The organism is Paenibacillus sp. FSL R10-2796 (genome assembly GCF_037965315.1).
Lineage (GTDB): Bacteria > Bacillota > Bacilli > Paenibacillales > Paenibacillaceae > Paenibacillus_AQ > Paenibacillus_AQ odorifer.
The window spans coordinates 4,847,873-4,871,981 of the sequence record NZ_CP150178.1 but is presented as its reverse complement, the minus strand read 5'-3'; the positions used below and the strand labels follow the sequence as shown (position 1 = coordinate 4,871,981).

Annotated in this window: 28 protein-coding genes; 25 read left to right on the top strand and 3 right to left on the bottom strand. The window is 45.1% G+C overall.

Annotated elements, in window-relative coordinates; genetic code table 11:
* The first annotated feature begins 23 nt into the window (after positions 1–23).
* Complete coding sequence (gene hisC, locus NST58_RS22095) at positions 24–1,121, top strand: histidinol-phosphate transaminase (RefSeq protein WP_076276734.1); 1,098 nt, start codon at positions 24–26, stop codon at positions 1,119–1,121.
* A gap of 46 nt (positions 1,122–1,167) precedes the next feature.
* Positions 1,168–2,262 carry a prephenate dehydrogenase gene (locus NST58_RS22090; protein ID WP_339244215.1) on the top strand — a complete coding sequence of 365 codons (1,095 nt, stop codon included), beginning with the start codon at positions 1,168–1,170 and terminating at the stop codon, positions 2,260–2,262.
* Positions 2,263–2,727: 465 nt separating this feature from the next.
* On the opposite strand, the gene NST58_RS22085 is transcribed toward NST58_RS22090, so the two are convergent.
* Both NST58_RS22085 and NST58_RS22080 read right to left on the bottom strand, forming a co-directional pair.
* Positions 2,728–4,032, bottom strand: coding sequence for an MFS transporter (locus tag NST58_RS22085; protein WP_081398171.1), 1,305 nt, complete (start codon positions 4,030–4,032; stop codon positions 2,728–2,730).
* A gap of 217 nt (positions 4,033–4,249) precedes the next feature.
* Entirely contained in the window at positions 4,250–4,816 is a 567-nt protein-coding gene (locus tag NST58_RS22080; protein ID WP_038572428.1) for an XRE family transcriptional regulator, read from the bottom strand.
* A gap of 193 nt (positions 4,817–5,009) precedes the next feature.
* Between NST58_RS22080 and NST58_RS22075 the strand changes: the two genes are divergently transcribed.
* The 12 genes from NST58_RS22075 to NST58_RS22020 all read left to right on the top strand — a co-directional run bounded on the left by NST58_RS22075 (position 5,010) and on the right by NST58_RS22020 (position 14,053).
* Complete coding sequence (locus tag NST58_RS22075; RefSeq protein WP_179087006.1) at positions 5,010–5,186, top strand: hypothetical protein; 177 nt, start codon at positions 5,010–5,012, stop codon at positions 5,184–5,186.
* A gap of 553 nt (positions 5,187–5,739) precedes the next feature.
* Positions 5,740–6,327, top strand: coding sequence for a sigma-70 family RNA polymerase sigma factor (locus tag NST58_RS22070; RefSeq protein ID WP_036676255.1), 588 nt, complete (start codon positions 5,740–5,742; stop codon positions 6,325–6,327).
* Positions 6,328–6,479: 152 nt separating this feature from the next.
* Positions 6,480–6,926 (top strand): hypothetical protein, encoded by a 447-nt coding sequence (locus tag NST58_RS22065; RefSeq protein WP_051490909.1) that lies wholly within the window; start codon positions 6,480–6,482, stop codon positions 6,924–6,926.
* Between the two features lie 178 nt (positions 6,927–7,104).
* Complete coding sequence (locus NST58_RS22060; RefSeq protein WP_036676257.1) at positions 7,105–7,692, top strand: histidine phosphatase family protein; 588 nt, start codon at positions 7,105–7,107, stop codon at positions 7,690–7,692.
* A gap of 89 nt (positions 7,693–7,781) precedes the next feature.
* Positions 7,782–8,867, top strand: a complete 1,086-nt coding sequence (locus NST58_RS22055) for a hypothetical protein (protein ID WP_076101463.1) — start codon at positions 7,782–7,784, stop codon at positions 8,865–8,867.
* 235 nt (positions 8,868–9,102) lie between these two features.
* Positions 9,103–9,282, top strand: a complete 180-nt coding sequence (locus NST58_RS22050; RefSeq protein WP_036676261.1) for an IDEAL domain-containing protein — start codon at positions 9,103–9,105, stop codon at positions 9,280–9,282.
* Between the two features lie 184 nt (positions 9,283–9,466).
* Positions 9,467–9,886, top strand: a complete 420-nt coding sequence (locus NST58_RS22045) for a DUF2487 family protein (protein ID WP_076218400.1) — start codon at positions 9,467–9,469, stop codon at positions 9,884–9,886.
* 239 nt (positions 9,887–10,125) lie between these two features.
* Positions 10,126–10,680, top strand: coding sequence for a ubiquinol-cytochrome c reductase iron-sulfur subunit (locus tag NST58_RS22040; protein WP_076127525.1), 555 nt, complete (start codon positions 10,126–10,128; stop codon positions 10,678–10,680).
* A gap of 5 nt (positions 10,681–10,685) precedes the next feature.
* Positions 10,686–11,357 carry a cytochrome b6 gene (locus NST58_RS22035; RefSeq protein WP_036676266.1) on the top strand — a complete coding sequence of 224 codons (672 nt, stop codon included), beginning with the start codon at positions 10,686–10,688 and terminating at the stop codon, positions 11,355–11,357.
* A gap of 26 nt (positions 11,358–11,383) precedes the next feature.
* Positions 11,384–12,256 (top strand): menaquinol-cytochrome c reductase cytochrome b/c subunit, encoded by an 873-nt coding sequence (locus tag NST58_RS22030; protein WP_076134674.1) that lies wholly within the window; start codon positions 11,384–11,386, stop codon positions 12,254–12,256.
* A gap of 91 nt (positions 12,257–12,347) precedes the next feature.
* On the top strand, positions 12,348–12,995 hold the full coding sequence (locus NST58_RS22025; protein WP_051490910.1) for a DUF1405 domain-containing protein: 648 nt from the start codon (positions 12,348–12,350) through the stop codon (positions 12,993–12,995).
* 155 nt (positions 12,996–13,150) lie between these two features.
* On the top strand, positions 13,151–14,053 hold the full coding sequence (locus NST58_RS22020; protein WP_076141307.1) for a sporulation protein YpjB: 903 nt from the start codon (positions 13,151–13,153) through the stop codon (positions 14,051–14,053).
* A gap of 60 nt (positions 14,054–14,113) precedes the next feature.
* On the opposite strand, the gene NST58_RS22015 is transcribed toward NST58_RS22020, so the two are convergent.
* Entirely contained in the window at positions 14,114–14,983 is an 870-nt protein-coding gene (locus NST58_RS22015) for a YitT family protein (protein ID WP_076127532.1), read from the bottom strand.
* Between the two features lie 167 nt (positions 14,984–15,150).
* Here NST58_RS22015 and NST58_RS22010 point away from each other — a divergent pair, with 167 nt between their 5' ends.
* The 11 genes from NST58_RS22010 (at position 15,151) to panD (ending at position 24,038) form a co-directional block, all read left to right on the top strand.
* Positions 15,151–15,480 carry a nucleotide pyrophosphohydrolase gene (locus tag NST58_RS22010; RefSeq protein WP_036676271.1) on the top strand — a complete coding sequence of 110 codons (330 nt, stop codon included), beginning with the start codon at positions 15,151–15,153 and terminating at the stop codon, positions 15,478–15,480.
* A 59-nt stretch (positions 15,481–15,539) separates the two neighbouring features.
* Complete coding sequence (locus NST58_RS22005) at positions 15,540–16,061, top strand: tetratricopeptide repeat protein (RefSeq protein ID WP_036676272.1); 522 nt, start codon at positions 15,540–15,542, stop codon at positions 16,059–16,061.
* A 34-nt stretch (positions 16,062–16,095) separates the two neighbouring features.
* Positions 16,096–16,899 (top strand): 4-hydroxy-tetrahydrodipicolinate reductase, encoded by an 804-nt coding sequence (gene dapB, locus NST58_RS22000; RefSeq protein ID WP_036676273.1) that lies wholly within the window; start codon positions 16,096–16,098, stop codon positions 16,897–16,899.
* Between the two features lie 15 nt (positions 16,900–16,914).
* The gene (gene mgsA / locus NST58_RS21995; RefSeq protein ID WP_036676275.1) at positions 16,915–17,337 is read left to right on the top strand and encodes a methylglyoxal synthase; all 423 of its coding nucleotides are present in this window, start codon (positions 16,915–16,917) and stop codon (positions 17,335–17,337) included.
* Positions 17,334–18,026: a bacillithiol biosynthesis deacetylase BshB1 gene (bshB1, locus tag NST58_RS21990; RefSeq protein ID WP_076127533.1), complete on the top strand. Its 693-nt coding sequence runs from the start codon at positions 17,334–17,336 to the stop codon at positions 18,024–18,026. The genes mgsA and bshB1 overlap by 4 nt, the downstream gene beginning before the upstream one ends.
* Positions 18,027–18,257: 231 nt before the next feature.
* Entirely contained in the window at positions 18,258–19,418 is a 1,161-nt protein-coding gene (gene bshA / locus NST58_RS21985; protein ID WP_339244213.1) for an N-acetyl-alpha-D-glucosaminyl L-malate synthase BshA, read from the top strand.
* Positions 19,419–19,428: 10 nt separating this feature from the next.
* A complete protein-coding gene (locus tag NST58_RS21980) occupies positions 19,429–20,778 on the top strand; it encodes a CCA tRNA nucleotidyltransferase (RefSeq protein WP_339244210.1) in 1,350 nt (449 codons plus the stop codon).
* On the top strand, positions 20,768–21,568 hold the full coding sequence (locus NST58_RS21975; protein ID WP_076127538.1) for a biotin--[acetyl-CoA-carboxylase] ligase: 801 nt from the start codon (positions 20,768–20,770) through the stop codon (positions 21,566–21,568). Before NST58_RS21980 ends, NST58_RS21975 begins: the two co-directional genes overlap by 11 nt.
* Before the next feature lie 336 nt (positions 21,569–21,904).
* Positions 21,905–22,771: a 3-methyl-2-oxobutanoate hydroxymethyltransferase gene (gene panB / locus NST58_RS21970; RefSeq protein ID WP_076127540.1), complete on the top strand. Its 867-nt coding sequence runs from the start codon at positions 21,905–21,907 to the stop codon at positions 22,769–22,771.
* Positions 22,772–23,662: a pantoate--beta-alanine ligase gene (panC, locus tag NST58_RS21965; protein WP_076218403.1), complete on the top strand. Its 891-nt coding sequence runs from the start codon at positions 22,772–22,774 to the stop codon at positions 23,660–23,662.
* A complete protein-coding gene (gene panD, locus NST58_RS21960) occupies positions 23,655–24,038 on the top strand; it encodes an aspartate 1-decarboxylase (protein WP_036676288.1) in 384 nt (127 codons plus the stop codon). Before panC ends, panD begins: the two co-directional genes overlap by 8 nt.
* Positions 24,039–24,109 lie beyond the last annotated feature (71 nt).

Below are 24,109 nucleotides of genomic sequence, written 5' to 3'. Positions count from 1 at the left end.
CTATGGAGAGCGAGGACTATTGTATGAATCCAAAACCGAATATAGTTAATCTCCCTGTCTACAAACCAGGGAAACCTATAGACGAAGTCAAGAAGGAGCTTGGCTTAAGTGAGGTTATTAAGCTTGCATCCAATGAGAACCCGTATGGAGCTTCACCGAGTGCAAAAGAAGCAATTCTAGCAGAACTTGAGAATCTTTATCTTTATCCGGACGGCTCAGCCGTTGAATTGACTTCAGCACTTTCCAGCCGTCTTGGCGTGAATAACGACAATATTATTTTTGGCTGTGGCTCAGATGAGATTATTGCACTTATTGCTCGTGCCTTTTTCTTACCGGGTGATGAGACAATCATGGCGGACCAAACCTTCTCCGTGTATAAGAGTAACGCAGACATCGAAAGTGCGGTATCTATTGAGGTGCCGCTTGTAAAAGGTACACATGATCTGGATGGGATGCTGGCCCGTGTAACGGACCGCACTAAGGTTATCTGGATCTGTAATCCGAATAACCCAACAGGTACGATTGTTCCAGAGGAAGCTTTGGTTTCTTTCCTGGATGCTGTGCCTTCCAATGTAATGGTTGTCCTTGATGAGGCATACTGTGAGTATGTAACAGATCTTTCATACTCCAATGGCATCCAGTTACTGACTCGTTACAAGAATCTGGTTGTGCTCCGCACATTCTCTAAAATTTATGGCTTAGCTGCATTGCGTATTGGATACGGTGTTGCGAGTCCTGAGATCATTTCGTTGATCAACAAGGTACGTGAGCCTTTTAATACCTCACGGCTTGCTCAAGCTGCAGCTCTTGCTGCTTTGAATGATCAAGATTACGTACAGGAATGTCGTCGTCTTAATAGCGCGGGTATTGTCCAATTGCAAGGTGAATTCAAACGTCTGGGCCTAGAATCCTTCCCGGCACACGGGAACTTCATCATGGTAGATGTTCGAAAGCCTGCTACAGAGGTCTTTGATGCTTTGATGCGTAAAGGAATCATCGTAAGAGCGGGTCATCAGGTTTATCCGACTTATATTCGGGTTACTGTGGGCTCGGCTGAGCAGAACACGGCTTTTATCACCGCGCTGGAACAAACTCTTATAGAGAGTGGAGTACGCGCCTAGTAATAACAGCAAGTCAAGACTAAAGAAGGCAGGTAGTTCAAAGAACATGACGACAAAAATAGCAATATTCGGTGTCGGTCTGATCGGAGGCTCACTGGCCCTTTGCTTTAAAGGCAAGGAGGGCCTGACCGTCGTTGGCCATGCCCACCGTCCTGAATCCGCGAGTAAGTATATTAGCAGAGGTGTGGTCGATAGTGCCACATTGTCTGTGGAGGAAGCGGCAATCGATGCCGATTTCATTTTTTTATGTGTGCCGGTGGGTATGCTAGAGGATTATTTGCAGCAGTTAAGCAAATTGCCGCTCAAGCCCGGCTGCATCATTACAGATGTTGGAAGTACGAAAGCTAGTATTGCCGCATGCGCGGTCTATTTGGATATTCCTGGAGTACATTTTATCGGCGGTCACCCTATGGCAGGATCAGAGCGTTCAGGTGTTGAGGCAGCTTCATCGCTGTTGTTTGAGAATGCCTATTACGTATTAACGCCTCCACCGGGAGTGCCAGACGAGGCTTATCATGCGTTGGAATCCTTACTCCACCTTACTAGAGCGCAGATTGTACGCCTTAATCCAGAACGTCATGATGAGATTGTAGGCGCCATTAGTCATTTGCCACATATTATTGCCGTTGCGCTGGTAAATCAGATTAAAGCTTATGATGATACTGACTCCTTGTATAGTACGTTAGCTGCAGGAGGCTTTCGGGATATTACACGGATTGCGTCCAGTGATCCAATTATTTGGCGTGATATCTTGTTAAACAATCGTTCAGTGATGCTTCGTTTGTTGAAGGATTGGAACGAGGAAGTTTCTTCTTTTGTTCGTTTGCTGGAAAGTGAAGATGGTGTAGGGATTGAAGAGGCATTTCATGAAGCCAATGGCTTCCGTAGTCAGTTGCCTGAACGGCGTAAAGGTATGATAGCACCTTTATTTGACCTACATATTGATGTACCGGATCATCCGGGGATTATCGGTCGTATTGCTACAGAGCTGGGGGATCAAGGAATTAACCTTAGCAACGTACAAATTATCGAAAGCCGTGAAGATGTGCCGGGGATTATGCGTCTCTCTTTCCGTCAGGAGAACGATATGGAGCGGGCGAAGATCCTGTTGCAGCATCATGATTATACGGTATACGTGTAGTATTAAGGTTCGTTCGGGTTCATTTTCAAATCATAAAAAACAGTAAAATAGCGATTCTCATGTGAATAGAGAATCGCTATTTTTTTTGTTTTTTGGGTTATTGGATGCTTATTTCAACATGCCGTCAGTATCGTCATCGGCATCTGTACCACCATAAGTACCACCATAAGTACCACCATAAGTACCACCTAGTACTTACGGACCCTAATGACGTTATTTGCTCGTTTTTTGCCTTTGAAGCAGTCTTTCGGACTCCACAGACGCTATTTCACATAAAGAGGCTTATATTGGGTGTTTTTCGTGCCAATAGCTGCTATGCGGTCCGTTAGCATCCCAAATGCGGATTAATGCTGCATTTAGGTCAACTGTGTCCGATAGCGACTTCGTACAAGCTAAATGTTTATTGGATCAACGAAGAAAAGAAAGGAGTGCCGCAAAATGCTTCCGGATTTATACCCGCGGACTCTAATTTAGGTTTGGTTTGTTGCAACTGTTCCCAAACTCGCTTTCTTCATTCTGATCAGTATTTCTTCCATGAAATTCTCTGGTACTTGAGTTTATTTCGTCGTAACTATTTCGACTACCTACAAAACGATTTCTTGCTGCTCCTAGACCGACAATAAAGAGTAAGACCGAAGCTCCAAGCAGTATGAAAAGTGGCACGTTCCAACTATTTGTCGTGTCATGCAAATATCCGATAAGGGCAGGACCAATTGCGGCAAGCAGATATCCGATCGATTGCGCCATACCAGACAGTTCCGCTGCTTGATGCGCATTTTTAGTACGTAAACCGAAAAACATCATGGACAAGCTAAAGGCGCAGCCTCCACCAATTCCGAGTATGATGATCCACAACAGAATGATATTGGAGCTTCCGTAAAGCAGTCCGAGCGTTCCCGTCAAAAGTAAAATGGTTGTAATGAACACTAACGAACGTTGATTTGACATTCGCCCTGCAATAACGGGGACAATAAAGGTAAATGGAAGCAGCGCTAACTGCATTATTGAGAGGTACCATCCTGATTGGCCTGAGTCAATGCCTGGCTGTTTTAAAATTTCAGGCAACCATGCGATTAGCACATAGAAAATCATGGACTGCATCCCCATAAACAAGGTTACTTGCCAGGCAAGAGGGGAACGCCAAACCTTCACATCATTGCCGGCCATCTGTTGACTCGTCGAGGCTGTTTGCTTCGTATGCTTCCTTAATTGAGGCAACCAGCAGAGGATCGATACAAAGCTTAGGATCCCCCAAATTCCCAATGCACCCTGCCATTTTAAACCAGCGTTTGCAGCTAGCGGTACACTGATTCCCGAGGCGATCGCTCCAGATAAACTCATTGAAATTGCAAATACACCAGTCATGGCACCGATTTTATTAGGGAAATCACGTTTGATTAAACTCGGCATTAATACATTACAAACGGCAATTGCAAATCCAAGAATTGCAGTTCCAATATACAGATTTGCAGCCCCAGATAAAGAACGTATTACAATTCCAACAGTCAAAAAGATCAGGGCAAACAAAATTAAAAGTTCAACTCCATACCTACGTCCTAGTTTTGGTACTAGAGGCGATAATAAAGCAAAGGTAAGTAAAGGTACCGTTGTGATCAAGCCTGCTAAAGTATTGGAAATATGAACGTCACCCCTAATGAGACCCACTAAAGGACCGACCGAGGTTAAGGGAGCACGTAAATTTGCGGCAATAATAATAATGCCGAGTAGTAGCAGCCCTAAAGATGATGGTACGAATTTTTTATTCGGCATTCTTCATTTTCCCTCCCAGAATTAATGCGTACTAATATCCGCGCGGACAATGAAAGTATAGTATAATATATTAAATTTAACAATAAGTATTTTAAAGTTTACTTTATTGAGATGGTTCTATAACTTGAAATGCTTATATTAGATAAAAAAATACAACTCAGAGTTTCCATTTAGAATGGAATACTGAGTTGCATGTAATAGGTGAAATTTTCGACTTTTAGAAACCATATTTTAAGGAGATATGGAGCACTGTTTCGCTATTCGTATGATTGGTATAAGAGTGAGGGCGATCTGCACGAAAACTGATCGTATCATATTGATTCAATGTGTACATTTCTCCATCGACTCGTATTTCAATGGAACCAGTCATTACTGTCGCAATTTCAGTTGTATTCACATGATGACCTTCAGGGTGATACGAACTATTTGGCTGTAAGTAAGCCCGACACATTTCAATATCGTTGCTTACATTTTTAAAGACGGGTTCTATGATCCAATTCTTTTGATCATTAGAAAACCGAAGACCTTCGCCTGCTCGATACAAACTAACAGGGTCTTCAGATTTGAACAAAGCTAATAGGGGCAAAGATATGCCTTTTGAAATTTTCCATATTATTGCCAAAGTTGGATTTGTCTCGCCACGTTCGATATTCCCCAGAGTAAGTTTACTTACGCCCGTTAATTCCGCTAAGTCATCTAAGCTCATGTTTTTTTCTTTTCTGTACTTTTTCAAGGCACCGCCGATTTGTAGTACCAGTTGTTTTGATTCATCGATTTCATCCATTTCAAATTCACCTCAACAAATAACTTTATAGCTAGTATATTGTTTATCCTGACTCTTTTCCATACGATTAGGATTAGAGGGTGGATTACACACGCAGCTATGCAAATGACGTCTATGTAACGAACCTGCCCGTAGGCTTATCACCTTCCCCGGTTTAATCCTTTATTTTTGCAAAAGGAGGGATAACAATGGGGTGAGCGCAGAGGAGTCTATATTTGTAGGTGATCATCCAATGAATGGCGTACAAGCGAGCCGTAACGCAGGGCTGCAAGCCATTGGGAAACGTAATGAGCAGATATCTCTTCAAGTGGACGTAGACGGGGTAATAGATGATTGTGGGGATTTGTGGAAGCTAATTCGCTCGCTATAGTAAAAATAATCTAATATAGATCATCTAAAAAAAGGTAGAGCGCTTTCAGGACAAAAAAAGACCGCTTACAAAGTAAGCGGCTACAGTTCACAATAAATTGGAACCGTTAAGTATTGGATAGGAGTGGAGAGAAACCATACTGTACTTTTATTATATGTATACGTTTACATTTTGTCAACAGTTTTTAAAAATTGATAAATGTGTTATTTTTAAAGCCGGATTCTAAGTCAGAAATCCAATGTCGGGTCTTGCTGGCGAGTCGACCTATCTAAAGTCTATTAATGTCATCCTATGAGAATATGTGGTACAATAGAGCAGGTATGTTTCTAGATTCGTTTCTATATTTATGTAAAATTAGAAGTATGCCTTATTTCTTTTTGTCTTCTTCATATACATCATGCCTTAATTATCGGGTAGTTGAATATACATAGGTGTATTTCATAAAAAAACTAAAAATTTGCAGTAACACCGCAACTTTTAAAGCCCAAACCGGTATAATAAGTACGGACCGGATGGGAAAAGACGTGCAAGGGCGAGGAGGGCCAATCTCACCATGACGGATTCCCAGTTGATCCAGCAAATCAAACAAGGAAACACGGAATTATATTCAGAATTAATGCGTCGTTATCAACGTAAAATACTAGCATTTGTATATCATATGCTTAGAAATTCACATATGGAGCTTATCGCAGAGGACCTTTGTTCGGAGACCTTCTACAAGGCATTTCGTAGCTTGCATTCCTTTCGAGAGGTAGATGCTTCATTCTCAACATGGCTGTACACTATCGCCCGCAACACTGTTCTAAGTGAGCTTCGCAAGAACCGTGCCGGTAATGTATCTCTGGAAGAGAGTGGATATACACCAGTAGCACCGTTTGAAGTTGCACCCGAGCAGGCTGCATTGCGCAATGAACGGATGAATTTGGTCCGTGAGGCGATAAATAATCTTCCCGAAAAACAACGCTCTGCACTTATCCTACGTGAATATGATCAAATGGACTATCAAGAAATCGCAGAAATTTTAGATCAGAGTGTAAGCTCAGTGAAATCATTATTGTTTCGTGCCAGGAGTAGTGTGAAGCTTCAACTCGAATCCTATTTCAATGAGCCTGAAGTTGAAGAGCAGGTTGAGAGGGTGTAAGGCGAATGAATTGCAGGGAAGCGCAAGAATGTATTCCGCTCTTGTGGGACGCTCCCCCCACACATCCTAGGCGGATTTTACTTGAAAGACATATTGAAACTTGTCCTTACTGCGCTGCAGAATGGGCTCTATGGCAAGAGAGCAGCCTGCTTATGCAAGATTTGAGGGAAGAGATCAGTGAAGAGCGTGCTGAAGCCATAAATGTTAAAGTCATGGAGCGGATTTATTTAGAGAGTCCATGGTTGATGCCCGGTGACGGGAAATCTGCTGGAACCTCTGCTATTGTTCGCCATCGGCTTAGCTTATGGATCGCATGCTTCTTGGCAATATTTCTGTCCAGCGTTCTTTATTTTACGATGTTCAGAACTCCAGGTGATGCAGTTGTTGCTCAGAGTGGAATTGTGGAGACAGGTGTCGCTGGATCCTCGATGGAATGGCAATCAACGTATCCAATTTTGGGCTCTGAAGGTGGGATCATTGAACCCCTTGTAGTAAGTATGGGACCCACTCATCCTCAATACTGGATGATGTTATCAATGTTAGGTGTAGGCTTTGCAGTATTTTCATTAACTAGGCTGAATCGTTATCGCCGATCATAGAGGGTTATTAGACGTATGTCTTTGCTTCCGTTGTTTATAATATTCAGAATATTGAATGAGTCCCTTTACTTAATGTAATGAGGGGCTTTTTGCATTGTAAAACTCATAAAAAGAAGACTTTTTATTTCATCCATGTTACATTAAGAGACAAATACTTTGCTGAAAAGGGGGAGGCAACATGCTAATCGGCTTGATACGCCATGGATTGACGGACTGGAACGCGATAGGGAAAATACAGGGACAAAGTGATATTCCACTTAATGATGAAGGACGGATGCAAGCTGCAATGCTTGCTGACCGCTTATTACAGGAACCGTACAGCTGGGACTACTGCGTTACTAGTAATCTTTCCCGCGCTGCTGAGACCGGTAAGATTATTGCTGACAAGTTAGGGATTCCGCTATTAGAACCTGATCAGCGTATCCGGGAACGTGCTTATGGGCAGGTAGAAGGGCTTACTGCCGCAGAACGTGAAGAGAAGTGGGGGAAGGAATGGAGCCAGCTCTCCCTCGGTCAAGAAACCGACGAACAGCTTCAGGCTCGGGCTCTTGCTTTTATGGAAGATATTTCTGCACTGCATCCCAATCGGAATATACTCGTCATATCGCATGGAGGATTTCTTGCTCAGCTGTATACTGCTCTTTACAAGGATAAGTATTCTGAACGAATTGGCAATCTATCCTTGACGATTCTGGAGAAGAAAGAGCGGGAATGGAACCCTATTTTATATAATTGTACTCGCCATATCCTGCAAAATCAGCATTAACCCGGGCTTCGGGTTATTTTTTTTGCAATAAAGGGAATAAAATAGGCAGTATTCCCCATAATGGTAGTAAAACGGTGAGGCGATAAAACATGAATCTGGCGGATATGCTTACTTATGCAGATATTGGACAGCTGACCGCCATAGCGGGCCGCTACCGGTGTGAATGCAAACAGAATTCCAAACACGACTTGATCCAAAGTATTTTGATTATGCTTGGAAGCAGAAGTTTTATGGAGTCTCATATCCGGGAATGCGCTCCGGAGGATTTAAGGTTTTTGAATACATTGCTTTTTGATGAACGCACCTACTTTAGTCTTGAGGATTTGTTGGCTGTGGCAAGGCAAGCGTCTTTTGATGCACCTGAAGGAAAAACTGGAGGTTTCCGGGAGATGGTCTCTCGCTTCAAGAGTGGAGGCTGGCTCTTTAGTGGTTCCTCACAGCAGACCAGATATTTGTACCAGGTACCCAAAGATTTAAAAGAGCGTTTTCGGGAGACGATGAGTGCGCATATCAAAGAGAGCATCGCAACTAGCCCTGAACCTGTGATGTATCGCAGTGAAGGAGAATTAATGATCAGTGATCTGGTAATGCTGCTGAGATATATTAAGGACAATGAGCCAGAACTGAATCAGGAAGGGGCAATGTATAGGCGTTATCAGCAAGGTGTGATGAACGCGCTTCATATTCCGGAGGAGCTTCTTAGCAAAGGCGGTTGGAGGTTTGGTTATGGGAGAGCTTGTGAGCATTATCCTCCAAGATTTGCGCTTTTGTATGACTATATTCGTCACCGCCGCTGGATCTCTGAGGAAGGCTTCCGGCTAAGGCTTACTGCGACCGGTGAGGCTGTGTTAAACGATGGAAAATGTGATTCGTTGATGCAGATATTCTCTTTTTGGTTAAGACTATATAAAGGGGCTGTGCCAAATCTACCTTCACTTGTGTATTGGATAAGCATCAGCGCCGGTAATTGGGTGACAGTACCTTCTTTAGTAGATGGTGTGGGGTGGCTAATTAAACCGTTTTATTATGACAGTGCTGCTTCTATTCTAGAGCAACGTATAATACGGATGATGGTGCACCTAGGCATGCTTAAACTGGGCGAGACTTCTGGTGGACTCGCTGTTATGATGACACCATGGGGGATAGAGACAGCCGTGCCTAAGTATCTTCGGTAGGTGCGCGTGCAAATGCTTATGGGGATTACATATGCAGAAGTAGGAATCCGTTATTGTTGCAGATGGGTACAATAGAGGAAGTGTTTAGCGGAATGGGCGAATATGTAGAACGAAGACAGGATTGATGAATATGCTTTAGTAGGTGCCGATTCTCTTGAAACCGAAAACATAATCATCTTGATGAATATCAAATAACAAGAAAAAAAGGATCTCTTAAACAGCGGAGGTGTATCGAATGGACAAAATGAAGGCTACGTATGAAGTGATGCTAGGACTTGCGGCAGAAATGGTGTGGGATGAAGCGCTGCGAAAGCGTCGCTCCGACATCTTGCACCGTGAGATTGACACGGCGCTGGCTACCGGAGATGAGATGGCTTTCCGAAATCTTACTGAGGAACTTAAAAGTTTGGCATAAAGAAATGCGCTTAGCGCATTTCTTTTTTTGCTTATAATCTACTCAATTTGCTTAATCGGACGAAAATATAAAATCTAAATCTGGACGTTCCTCCTCCTCCTTCAATATAATGGGTTCTATAACTTCAGGAAGCTTTGCGAAAGAACGGAAAAATTAACAATTATACATAGGGAGATGAATGGGAATGAAATTCAGCGATTTTGAAGTGGGCACTTGGGAAGAAAATCAAAAATTCTATGATACATGTCTCATACCTTTTACAGGATTAAGTGGACTGGAGAGTCCTCCTGAGACCGTTCAGGCACTCGAAAGATTACGTAATTTCATGGATATGGTGGAAATACCGTTCAAGGGGCGGATCGTGACTTACCCAGCCATTCAGTACGCTGGAGAGGGCTATGTGAATTTAATTAATGAGATTTGCCAAAAAGTCAAATCCAGTGGTTTCCAGCATGTAGTGGTGTTGACAGCGGATGTACCTCTCCAAGAAGGCCAAATCTATGAAAGCGATTTAGTTCTCTCTCTGCCTATCATTGAGGCTTCTCATGAAGGGAAGAATGACAGTGAAATTAGGATGAAAATTCAAGACATGTGGCGGAGATGAACTCCTTATAAATGTGACAGAAAATCAACAATTATAGGTTGAAATCGCTTTTTAGCCTGTCACAAATTAGACAATATTCTTGACGGGTTTTGGAGCCTAAGCTATTATTAGGTTGAATCCAAATGGTATGTGATGTATTTCATTGAAAAGATTTGAAAACGGATTATTTATATTGAGACATCTCTGATCGGACACCACAGATACTTTCTTATATCTTGAGAAGGGGGTTATATAACAGTATGAGCAGCCATAATGAACAACAGGAGACATGGCCTGAACAACCACCCAGCCGTAAAGAGATGTCGCGCAGGCAATTTTTGACCTACACGCTTGGTGGCGCCACTGCTTTTATGGGGGCGGGTACAATTCTCCCCATGGTCCGTTTTGTCGTGGATCCGATATTACATAAGAAGGGTGCTGGAGATTTTATCAAGGTTGCTGAGATAAGCAAAATCACCGAAGAGCCCCAGGAATTTACTTTTGAATTGAAACAGAAGGACGGATGGTACGACAGTACAGCGACACTCACTGCGTGGATCCGGAAAGACGCGAAGGGTGATATTTATGCGCTTTCACCGATCTGTAAACATTTGGGATGTACGGTCGGGTGGAACAACGATAAAGCTCATCCGGACGAATATCACTGCCCATGCCATGGTGCACGTTATACAAAGCTTGGCAAAAATCTCGAAGTTGCTCCTAAGCCGCTTGACCAGTATAAAACGAAATTCGATAACGGGTGGGTGCTTTTGGGAGACATTGTGCCAAATACAGTAGCTCGTGAGGAGGCGTAGTTCTGATGTTTAAAAATGTCTATAACTGGATTGACGAACGTCTGGATGTTACGCCGATTTGGAGAGACGTGGCCGATCACGAGGTTCCTGAGCATGTTAATCCGGCCCATCATTTCTCTGCGTTCGTGTATTGCTTTGGCGGACTGACCTTTTTTATTACAGTCATTCAGATTTTATCAGGTATGTTCTTAACGATGTATTATGTTCCGGACATTATTAATGCTTATGCTAGTGTTGAGTATTTGCAGACAAGTGTTGCATTTGGACAGATTGTCCGCGGGATGCATCACTGGGGCGCAAGTCTAGTAATTGTTATGATGTTCCTTCATACAATGCGTGTCTTCTTTACAGGCTCTTACAAAGCGCCGCGCGAGATGAACTGGGTAGTTGGAATGCTGATTTTCTTCGTAATGTTGGGACTTGGTTTAACAGGTTACTTGTTGCCTTGGGATAATAAAGCTTATTTCGCAACAAAGGTAACTCTTGAAATAGCCAATTCTGTTCCAGTGATGGGGCCGGTGCTGAAGGAACTGATGCAAGGTGGAACGATTGTTGGTGCCGAAACCTTAACTCGTTTTTTCGCACTACATGTATTCTTCCTCCCAGCGGTGCTTCTTAGTCTGCTCGTAGGACACTTTATTATGATCCGCAGACAAGGGATTTCCGGACCGTTGTAAGTTAATCTGAGAGAGGAGGAATACGGATGGCGCATGGAAACAATTCTAAGGAAAAGGTTGTATATGTCGGTGATTCCAGAGTTCGCAGAGGGAACGGATTTATCACACCTCCGGACTACACGGCTTACCCCGGCAAATCGGAAGCCTTTATCCCTAACTTTCTACTGAAGGAATGGATGGTCGGAGTCGTTGTACTTGTAGGAATATTAGTCCTTACTATTTCAGAGCCAGCTCCGCTAGGGTTTCCAGCAAATGCTAGTGCTACGGTTATCCCGATTCCTGACTGGTATTTCTTGTTCCTCTATCAGTATTTGAAGCTCCCATATGCTTCAGGTGATTATATCGTTCTGGGTACACTAGGAGTTACTGGTGTGGCTTTTGGTTCACTTCTGTTGGCTCCCTTTCTGGATACGGGTAGAGAGCGTCGCTTTTACCGTAGACCGATTGCTTCATCTTTAATGTTCTTGTCGCTTGCAGCAATTGTTTATTTGACCAATACTGCCTGGACTGAATACAAACATGAAATGGCTGAAACGGGTCAGATTCCTGAAGATGTTCAACGGGAAGAAAAGGCGGCGGAGAACAGGGCTAAGGGTCTGCCGACCTCCAGTGCCGTTAAGCCAAAAGAAGTAGCGATTGTGGACAAGGATGATCCTGCTATGGGGCTCTTCAAGCAAGCCACTTGTATCTCCTGTCACGCAGCAGATTTGAAAGGGGCGGGCGGTCCTTCACTTCGTGGAGTTGGAGACACCCATGACAAAGAAGCAATCCTTACTATTATAAAAGAGGGTCAAGGGCAGATGCCAAAAATGTACGATACCGCTTTGGGAGCAGGTCTATCAGAAGCGGATATTGATACCTTGGCCGGCTGGCTTGCCAAACAAAAAAGCGAACAGTAAAATAATGATAACGCAACCTGATCGTGCATGCGGTCAGGTTTTTGTATGTCTAAATGCGAAGTGCCATTACTTGGGGAGGTTAATAATCTGTATGCCAGTTCATTGGTTTAACAAACTGTTTAAGAACCGGGGAATTATCTGGTTGTTATTTATCGTAAATTTCCTGGGTACAATTTATGGTTACATATGGTATGGCAATCAACTGGAGTTCACTGCGGCTAATTATCCACACTGGCTGCTTCCATTTGTTCCGGATAGCCCAACCGCAAGTTTGTTTTTTACCTTGGCTCTGTTGCTGATGCTCTTCCCTCCAAAAAGCTACACAGGAAACAATGTAAGGGAACTTATTGAGGCTTTGGCGGTCGTTACGTCAGTGAAGTACGGGATATGGGCAGTGAGTATTATTTTTGCCGGGGGTTATCACGGTGATGTTTTGGTTTGGAAAGATTGGATGCTGGTAATCTCCCATACGGGGATGGCAGTTGAAGCATTGATTTATGCGAGGTTTTTTTCTTTCCGCAAAATGATTCCATTAGCCCTGCTTTGGACACTCGCCAACGATATGCTGGATTATTCTTACGGAATCTATCCGTGGTTACCTTCTGTTTTGAACGATTATGTTATACAGGTACAGTACTTTACAATGGCGCTTACGCTGCTTAGTGTTGCAGCTGCTTGGTTGTTTAGTAGAAGACAAAGACCGGTAGAGTCAATCTATCAGTTCAAGAATAGACGTTAGTAAGCAGTTCTATCCCTTGTCCCCCTGCCATACATTTAGAATTATAAGAAGTATAAGTTTTATACTATGCTTTATCCTTATAATTTTACGAGAAACGAATATCGTCTTTAAAAGACGACAACGTCGTTTCTTCTTAAGTAGGAGGGGGATGTCTCATGCTCCGCGGGAGATATTATGTAGTGGTTGTTCTAGTATTCTGCTGGCTGCTGTCCAGTATGGATGTTGTAAAGGCTTCAGCAGCGCTAGGGGATGCTGGTGAAGGGTCTGGCAAAGCTTCGAAGCAAAGCGCCGACGTTAGTTCGGGCAACGGTTTGGCAGTAATGAGCGGAAAGACCGGAGCGCAGCAGCTGGAACAAGCTGCTGAGGCATTGTATGGGTATGTTTTGGAAGGGGATGTAATGAAGGTCCGACAGGAGACCGAAGCGATCTCCAAGATCTTTGTGTCCTCATCCTTTGAAGGAATGACCTCTGTGGAGGGGATTAATGCATTGTCAGGGGTCATTATGGACCTGAAGGCTACCGTGGCAGGCGCGAAAATAAATCCACAGCAATGGGAGGCGGCAGCCGCCAAGCTACGTCTAGCTGCCAACAGTCTTAATCATCCGCGCCAGCCTATTTGGCTTCAGTACTACAAGCTGATTCGCGAGGATTTAAATGCGATGGAGCAAAGTGCGGTTGCAAATGATTTGGCGGGCTGGAAAACAGCTCTGGAAAGACTGCAGGGCAGGTATGATAACATCCGGCCGGCAGTGATTGTCTCCCGCCAGCCTGAAGTTGTGAATGCTTTTGATTCCTGGCTCTCATATGCGGCCGGCATTCCTTCGTCCTCACAAAAGGTTGAACGTGCCCGCCTGCTTGAAATTGTATCTTATGGTCAGGATGCGGTAAGAGTAATGTTCGGAAAAGAGAAGGATGAACCTGCTTTGTCCTTGCCGCTGGCATCGCAAGAATTTGGGATTTGGGGAGGGTTAGCCGCAAGTTTCATTATAGCTGCGTTAGCCTATGTAGCCTATCGCAAGTACCGTGGTCAGAATCAGAATTGGAAGCCGATTCCGTAGGGTGAAATTATAAACAGTAAAAAGGAGTGTGGGCTTGAAATGGCCTACACTCCTTTTTATTTAGGTTTCTCGAAAGCCTTCTCCATGTACGTCGTGTACATCGCTAATAATTACGAAGGCGCGTGGATCAACGGATTTGACCAGCAGACTTAGCCGGCGGATTTCTTGCCTTGAGACCACACAGTACACCATATATTTGGCTTGCTTGGAATAAGCACCAATGGCAGGGATGAGGGTTACACCACGGTCCATTTCGGCTGTAATCAGATCGGCAATTTGTGGTGCTTCATCACTGATAATTGTAAATGCCTTGGCAGCATAGGCGCCTTCTTGGATAAAATCTATCACTCGTGATGAGATAAAAACTGCGACGAGTGTGTAAAGTATTTTTTCTTTAGGAATGTAGAGGATGGAAGAGCCAATAATAATAATGTCGATGGCCAAAATAATCTGCCCCATGCTCCAGCCAAAATTCCGTCCCAGAATTCTTGCGACAATATCAACACCACCTGTTGTACCCCCAAACCGGAATACAAGCCCAAGCCCCGTTCCAAGCGTTACTCCTGCGTACAGTGCCGCAAGAATAAAGTCGTGTTCGGTACTGAAGGGGATAATCCATCCCGCAGTAATCATTCGTTCGAAAACCCACAGGAAAAAGGTCAACGCCCCGATCCCTACACCTGTATACACAATTTGCCGCCCGCCTAGGACTTTCCAGCCCAGCAGAAACAAAGGAAGGTTGATCAGCAGTGTGGATAAAAAGATGGGAATACTAAAGGCATAATTAAGGAGAAGTGTGATCCCGGTTACGCCGCCTTCCATCAACTGATTAGGAATGATGAAATACAGTAGCCCGAAGGCATATACTGCGGCTCCGAGCAAGATGGGAGCGACTGTCTTGCTGATTGTAATTACCTTTTTTGAATTCATGAAATCCCTCGTTAGGCCTTTTGTAGGCAGTTTTTCTTTTTCTATAATAAGTATACCTTTTCTTGCGTGTGTTAAAATATTCAAAAAAGATTGTCTTCAAAACGTCTTTACGATAACATAGGGGCAAACAGAAGGCAAGATATACAGAGGGGGAGAAGTTACATTTTATGGACAAAAGTCTTGGTGACATACAGCGTGAAGTAGACGCTTATATATCGCAGTTTAAGGAAGGGTACTTCAGTCCACTCTCTATGCTGGCCCGCATGTCCGAGGAAGTCGGAGAACTGGCTAGAGAAGTCAATCACGAGTTCGGCGAGAAGCCTAAAAAGTCTGATGAAGCTGAGAATTCCATTGAACTTGAACTGGGAGATATTCTGTTTATTACCGTTTGTTTTGCGAATTCTCTCGGGATAGACCTGACGGAAGCGCATAATAAGGTAATGCATAAATTTAATACCCGTGATGCGGGACGTTGGACACCGAAAGACACCGATTAGGCCTCTATAACATATGCTGTACCAAACCAACGGGATTTAGCCGTGAGGATGGTGTGTATATGGATCATAAGGATTATGTAAGAGAGGCCTACCGCTCGATATTGCGCAGTGACTTTGCCGAAGCTATTGTTTGCTTCGAGTCTGCAATTGCAGCAAGCCCTGCTGATGCCGAGGTTAGATATCGTTGTTCCATAACGTATGCCCGCAGTGGTATGCTAGATAAAGCTTTAGTTCATGCTCAGGCTGCTGTAAAGCTGGACACCAGCAAACCTGAGTATAGTCTGCATCTGCAGCATTTGCAGGCTATGATGCATGTACAAGAAGCCAAACGGTTGATAGAAGATGAAGATAACAAAACTCGCAACCCTTATCATCCGATTACACTGCTCAAAGAGGCTATTACCCTTGATCCATTATATGGGGATGCTTATGTATGGCTTGCTATCGCGCATAGCCGAGTGAATGAACATTTACAGGCTATGACTGCCTTAAAAGAAGTGATTTCGTTACATCCGGATGATTCTGGCTTGCGGGAATTGATGAGAGACCTTCAGAAATCCATACAATCGTATATGCAATAACTATATAACTAGTGAGAGCGAGGATGGAAAAAATATGAATAACAAGATCAGGGTCGTTGTATCCGGCGCAGGCGGAAGAATGGGTAAAGAGGTTGTTAAACTTGTGTTGCAGGACGAAGAGCTGGAGTTAGCAGCAGCAGTAGATCGTTCTTCAGGCGATATTGATGCAGGGCGTCTGGTAGGTCTGGAAGACTCAGGCGTTATTGTAACTTCTGATCTTGAGGCCGCCCTCGCGGGAAGCAACGGAGATGTCCTTGTCGATTTCACTACACCGCAGTCAGCGTATACGAATACAGCGCTAGCTATTAAGTATGGAGTGCGTCCGGTTATCGGTACAACCGGATTCACACCGGAGCAGATGGTGGAACTGGACAAGCAGTGTCAAGAACAGGGGATCGGCGGACTTATTGCTCCGAATTTCTCCATTGGAGCTATTCTATTGATGAAATTTGCGGCACAAGCTTCAAAGTACTTCCCGCATCTGGAAATTATAGAGTATCATGGTGACCAGAAACTGGATGCTCCATCCGGAACTGCGGTCAAAACTGCAGAAATGATTTCGGAAGTTCGTGAGGAACTTCGTCAAGGTAATCCTAAAGAGGAAGAAACCATTGAAGGTGCCCGTGGTGGTTACTATAACGGATTCCGGATACATAGTGTCCGTCTTCCTGGTGTGTTTGCTCAAGAAGAAGTGATTTTTGGTGGATTCGGACAATCCTTAAAGATTCGCCATGATTCTTATGAGCGTGCAGGATATATGCCAGGCGTTAAGATGGGTATTGAAAAGGTAATGGGATATACAGGCTTGATCTATGGATTCGAGCACTTTATAGAATAGACAGGAGAGAACACCATGTTAAAGATCGCATTTATTGCCCACGATCGTAAAAAAGATGAAATTGTAAATTTTGTATTAGCTTATGAACATGTATTTGAAGGTCATGAACTTTTTTCTACAGGGACTACTGGCCAACGGATTATGGATGTAACTAACTTAAAAATTCATCGTTACATGTCTGGTCCATTAGGTGGAGATCAGCAAATCGGTGCAATGGTAGCACAGGATGAACTGGATCTTATTATTTTCATGCGTGATCCTTTAATGGCGCAGCCACACGAACCTGATATTTCAGCTCTACTTCGTCTGTGTGACGTATACGGGATACCGGTAGCTACGAATATTGCCACAGCGGAAGTTCTTGTGAAGGCGATTGATCGTGGTGATTTTGCTTGGCGTGCACTGGTTCACAAATACAAACCGGGTGTTGATGAATGAAGCTGGACATTCTTGTATTTGGTGCGCATGCAGATGATGCGGAGATTGGTATGGCGGGAACCATTGCAAAACATACCGCTGCGGGACTTAAGGTGGGACTTTGCGATTTAACAGCCGCGGAAATGTCATCGAACGGTACAGTAGAACTTCGCAAGCAAGAAGCGCAGCAAGCTGCAGACCTTCTCGGAGCATCCGTGCGGACAAACCTGGGTCTGCCAGATAGAGGGCTTTTTATTACAGCAGAGCATGTGGCGGCTGTGACTGCTGAAATTCGCCGCTTTTCTCCTACGATAGTTTTTGCTCCTTATTGGGAGGATCGTCATCCCGATCATATCGCCTGTAGCAAGCTGGTGGAAGAGGCTGTTTTTAATGCCAAGCTACGTAAATATATGCCGGACAAGCCGGCAATTCCTGCTCCTCAGCTGTACTTCTATTTTATCAATGATTTAGGACGTACCGATCTTATTGTTGATGTTACTGAACAATATGGCTTGAAGGAGCAGGCATTGTCCTGCTATCGCTCCCAGTTCACCAAACCTCCGGGTGCGGATACTGTATCCACACCGTTAACGGAAGGCTACATTGAACGAGTCCGTTCGAGAGATATGCTGCTTGGCCAGCGCAGACTGATTCCTTATGCAGAAGGGTTTGCAACCAAGGTACCTCATACGGTGGAATTGTTTACTTAAGGAACGGATATAACGAAGTTTGTATGATAATATAATAAGCTGATTAAGATTGATCCAGGAGCGCTTGGAATTAATACGCCATTGCGCTCCTGAGAGCTTTTATTGAACAGCTTAGAGAAATGAAGTCCTGTGTGATTTTGAAAGAAACGGTGTTCGCTTTTTTGAAAGCGGCCGACAAACAATAGATGATTCATTACACGAATCAATACTGGAGAAGAAGGAGACAGGAAGATGGATCGTATGCTAAAAATAGGAATTACCTGTTATCCGTCTCTTGGCGGTTCAGGCGTAGTTGCGACTGAATTAGGTAAACTCTTGGCCGAGAAGGGTCATGAAGTTCATTTTATTACACATAGTATCCCGTTCCGGTTGGGAACGTTTCAGAAAAATATTTTTTACCATGAGGTAGAAGTAAACGATTATTATGTATTCCGCTATCCCCCGTACGATCTAGCGCTTGCTACGAAGATGGCTCAGGTTGCCAAAATGCAAAATCTGGATCTTCTCCATGTTCACTATGCAGTGCCTCACGCAGTGTGTGCTTTCCTTGCAAAGCAAATGCTAGGGAACGATATGAAGGTTGTAACCACTTTACATGGTACGGATATAACGGTGCTTGGTCAGGATGAATCGCTTAAAGATTTGATTCGTCTGGGGATTAATGAAAGTGATGCCGTTACAGCGGTCTCTCAGGATCTTATTAGAGAAACACGGGACGTACTCGATATTACCCGCGACATTGATCTTACTTATAACTTTGTGGATCACCGGGTCTATTATCCGCGTGATGTAACGGATCTGCGGGGAGATTTCGCAGCGCCTGATGAGAAGATTCTGATGCATATCAGTAACTTCCGTCCTGTAAAAAGAGTCAGTGATGTTGTTGACGTTTTTGCCAAAGTGAATCGTGAACTGCCTTCACGCCTGCTGCTTGTAGGTGAAGGTCCGGATCTTCCCAAAATTCAAGCCAAAATTAGCGAAATGGGTCTGGAAGATAAAGTTCGTTTTCTGGGAAGGCAGGATGAAATCGCTCAGGTGATCTCTTTAGCTGATCTGCTTCTGCTACCTTCCGAGAAGGAAAGCTTTGGTCTGGTTGCTCTGGAAGCAATGGCTTGTGGCGTACCGACGATTGGCTCGCAAACCGGAGGCATCCCTGAGCTTATAGAGCATGGAAAGACTGGATTCCTTGCCCCGATTGGCGATACAACGGCTATGGCTAAATATGCAGTTAAGCTCCTGTCGGATGAACGTATGGTGCTACAGTTCAGAGAAGCTTGTCTACAAACAGCCTGCAAAGATTTCTGTAAGGATTCGATAACGAAACAATATGAAGATATTTATTACCGGGTGCTGGGGCGCAAGGTACTTGGACTGGACCCAGTTCGGGGGTAAGGAGTCATATATGGAATGGACAATGGCACCTTCTGCGATGGCAATTGCAGCGGAGATTGTAATTGCCGAGTTAACCCAAAATGGTCACGAGGCTTATTGGGTTGGAGGATGTATTCGCGATGAGCTATTGGGTAGGCCAGTGCATGATATGGATATTACAACCTCAGCACTGCCGGAGGAAGTGATAGCTATCTTTGCGCGCAGTGTGCCAACAGGATTAGCTCATGGTACGGTCACCGTGATACAGGATGGTTGTGGGTTTGAAGTGACGACATACCGGACAGAGAGTGGTTATGTAGACCACCGTCGTCCTGAGCATGTTTTTTTCGTCAACGATGTGAAGGAGGATCTTCGTCGTCGTGATTTCACGATCAACGCGATTTGCTGTGGATTAAATGGGGAACTTATTGATCCTTTTGAGGGTGAGAAGGATCTACAGCTGCAGGTGATTCGCTGTGTAGGCGATGCGGAGGAGCGGTTTGACGAAGATGCGCTTCGTATGCTTCGCTGCATTCGTTTTGCATCGGTGCTGGATTTCTCCATCGCGAAGAACACTTGGAGGGGCCTGATGCGCCAGCGGGATAAGCTGGCGCATATTGCTGTGGAGCGTGTCCGCGCGGAGCTGGACCGCATCGTCGAGGGGCCGCATCTTCTGCGCGGCCTCGGCATGCTAGCGCGCTGCGAGCTGCTGGCGCGCGGCAAAGCCCCGTTCCCCTGGACCGGAACCGATATGGCGGCTGCTGCCGCCTTAACGGCCGGGATCGGGGAACTGGAGAGCGCCCGCCTGCGGTGGGCGCTTCTCCTCCATGCCCTGAAGCAGTCGGCCCAAGAGGCCGATGTGCTGCTGCGGGCATGGACGTTCTCGGGGACGACGCGGAGCGGCGTCGTCCAGGTGCTGCGGGTCCGCGAAGTTTGGACCGCTGCGATAGAGGCCATGCCGCCGGGTACGGGCAGCATGGAAGGTCTGCGGCGGCAATGGATCGCCGCCGTGCTGGTCTTCGGCGTGGAAGCCGCCGAAGGGTGGCTCTCGCTGCTGGCGATCCTGCCAGCAGCCGCACCTGTACTTCCTACTGCGGCCTCTTCTGCCTTTTCCGTCGTGGAATCGACAGAGGCCTCAACAACACCTGCCGCTGTAAATGTACAAGCGGCAAGAGAATGGATCGCGCAAATGCCGCTAACCAGCCTTTCAGAGCTTGAGATTACAGGCAATGAGCTGGTGGAGGCTTTGGACAAACGTCCGGGACCATGGCTAGGCAAAATGTTAAATGGACTCCTGCAAGCGGTCGCTTCAGGTGATTTACCTAACGATAAACAATTATTACTGCTTGAAGCAAAAAGGATGGATAGACATGAGCGATGATAAAGCGCTGTCGCTAACTGAGCTGAAGCGAGAGACCTCCGCTTCGAATTGGGTAGGCGTCATTCAGTTGCTGGAATCTGTGGTGTCCACTCAAGAAGAAGCTAAGTTTTTAGCGGAAAACGGCGCGCCGGAAGGGACAACTGTCATCGCGGAAGAACAGACGGGCGCCCGAGGCCGAATGGGAAGAAAGTGGTTTTCTCCCCGTGGCAAGGGCATTTGGATGAGTATTGTGTTACGGCCCCAATTACCCTTGTCGGAGACTCCGCAGCTGACATTGCTGGCTGGGGTTGCCGTCTGTAAGGCAATTCGACGGGTAACAGGTGTAGATGCCGGCATCAAATGGCCGAATGATCTGCTCGCAGGCGGTCGTAAGATTTGTGGGATTTTACTGGAATCTTCTCTAAGAGAAGGGGAGCTTCATTATTGCATTGCTGGAATTGGCATTTCCGCGAACATGACAGAGGAAGATTATCCTGATCATCTGCAGGAGGTCGCGACTTCACTTCGGATTGAGCGGGGTGGTGCTCCAGTTGACCGTTCTGAGCTGGTAAAAGCGGTTTTGGACGAGCTGGAGATGCATTACAATTTGTACATGAAGCAAGGTTTTAAACCTATCAAAGAGCTCTGGGAGTCTATGTCAGTGACTTTGGGTCGCCAGATCGCACTGAATAGCCCTCAGGGGCGTTCTGAAGGTGTGGTAGTAGGTTTGGATGAAATAGGTGGTCTGCTGCTTAAAAACAGCTTGGGAGAGATCTCTAACGTATGCTCAGGTGAGATTGAACTTTTATAATATTTTTTATATGACAAGGGTATCATCCCTTGTCATATTTTTTTCGTGTAATTCCGAGCTTTTTTTGTTATACTATGGGTCGGAGGCGGTATCGTTTAACGAACTGTACTCTTGAACTGAAGAACTTTTTTATATTTTTATTATTGGAAATACCTTCATAACTGCGTTTGACGGTTACGTTGGATTCTGCTCTGAGCCGTAAGGACCGAGACAGAAGGGACGATCGCAAGTGACTCTTTTTTGCCCTTCGGACCTTTTTAGCAAATGATTGCTAAAAGGTTTTTTTGTTGCGATTTTTACGGGCAGGTTACTTAAAAAAGGAGGACGAAAAGAGAAATGGCAAACAAACAAGCGCTAAATATTGTAAAAATGAAAAAAATGAAAGCAGAAGGTGTGCCACTGAGCATGCTGACCGCTTATGATTATCCGTCTGCAGTTCTTGCAGAAGAAGCAGGTATCGACCTTATTTTGGTTGGTGACTCTCTTGGGAATGTAGTCCTTGGATACGATACAACTTTACCGGTAACGATTGAAGATATGGTGTACCATACCCGCTCGGTAACCCGAGGAGCACAAAGCACCTTTATCGTGGCGGATATGCCATTTATGACTTATCACGGAAGTGTAGATGAAACTCTGCGGGGAGTGCGCAGATTAATGCAGGAAGGGCGGGCTCATGCCGTCAAAATGGAAGGTGGACTCGAGATTTGTGAGACTGTAGCTACGGTGGTAGCTGCGGGAGTCCCTGTACTGGGACATATCGGGCTTACTCCGCAATCCGTGAATATGATTGGTGGCTACCGGATTCAAGGCAAAGATGCCAAAGATGCGCAACGCCTGATGGATGAAGCTAAGGCGCTTGAGGCCGCAGGTGCTTTTGCAATCGTTCTGGAGCTGGTAACGGAAGAAGTAGCCCAAGCGATCTCTGAAGCGCTTAGCATCCCAACCATTGGGATCGGTGCAGGCCGTTACTGTGATGGACAGGTATTGGTTTTCCATGATTTGCTGCGGTATGCCTCACCTTACCGTGAGAAACGTTTTGTCAAAACCTATGCGGATGTGGGTAATGTAATCCGTGAGGGCATCAGCCAATATGTGAAGGAAGTGAAGGAACGTTCCTTCCCAGATGAAAGTCACGTTTTTAATGCAGATGAAACGGTTTTGGAATCTTTATATGGCGCTGCAAGAAAGGAAGGGAAATAAATGAGAGTCGTCAGAAGCATGGAGCAGCTGCGCGAAGCTTTGGAGTATATGAGACAAGGCGGGCACGCCCCGATTGGGTTCGTTCCTACGATGGGATACTTGCATGACGGACATGCCAGTCTGCTTCGCCGGGCTGGAGAAATGAGCAACACAGTGGTAATGAGCATTTTTGTGAATCCTTTGCAATTCGGGCCAAACGAGGATTATGATTCCTATCCGCGTGATGAGCGTCGTGATTTGGAACTCGCTGAACGTGAGGGAGTAGATATTGTATTTATCCCCAGTGTGGAAGAAATGTATCCGCAGCCTACTCGGACTACGGTCTCGGTATCGGAGCTTACTACCCGGCTTTGTGGGGCTTCCCGCCCTGGGCATTTTGATGGTGTAACCACAGTAGTTAATAAATTCTTCAATGTCGTACAGCCGGATTATGCTTTCTTTGGGCTGAAGGATGCTCAACAAGTTGCTGTGCTTCGTCGAATGGTGTCCGATCTTAATATGAATGTCGAAATTATTCCTTGTCCGATCGTTCGTGAAGGGGATGGACTTGCACTCAGCTCACGTAACGTATTCTTGTCTCCAGAGGAGCGTAGTCAGGCATTGGTGTTATCTCGTTCCTTACGTGAAGCGCGTCAGTCCATTGAAGAAGGAAAAGTAACAACCGTTGCTGAAGTGCGGGAATTGTTGACATCGGTTATTTCCAGCTCCCCTTTAGCGTTGATTGATTACGCGGAGATCTTAACATTCCCGGATCTTGAAGGATTAGAGGATGAAGCTCTTTTATCAGAAGTGGATGGGGAAATTATTATAGCGCTCGCCGTGAAGTTTGGCAGAACACGCTTGATTGATAATAATGTATTTATTCCAAAGGAGGTTGCTGCACTTGTTTAGACATATGATGAAATCCAAAATTCACCGCGCAACAGTAACGGAAGCGAATTTGAACTATGTGGGCAGTATTACCATTGATGAGAGCTTGATGGAAGCCGCGGACATTCTTGAGAATGAAAAAGTTCAAATTGTGGATAACAACAATGGTTCGCGACTGGAAACCTATGTAATCCCTGGACCGCGTGGAAGCGGAGTGATCTGTCTTAATGGTGCCGCAGCTCGTCTTGTTCAGCCGGGCGATACAGTAATTATCATTTCCTATGCGATGTTGTCCTCAGAAGAACTGGAGTCACATAAGCCAACGGTGGTATTCGTGGATGAGAATAACAAACCAGTGAAGCTGGCTGATCATGAATTGCATGCTACAATCGCATAATGTATGGACTTACGCCATGTAATGAATGGCAGGGATGAAAGACCCCGATCTCGCAGAAAATGAAGTCAGGC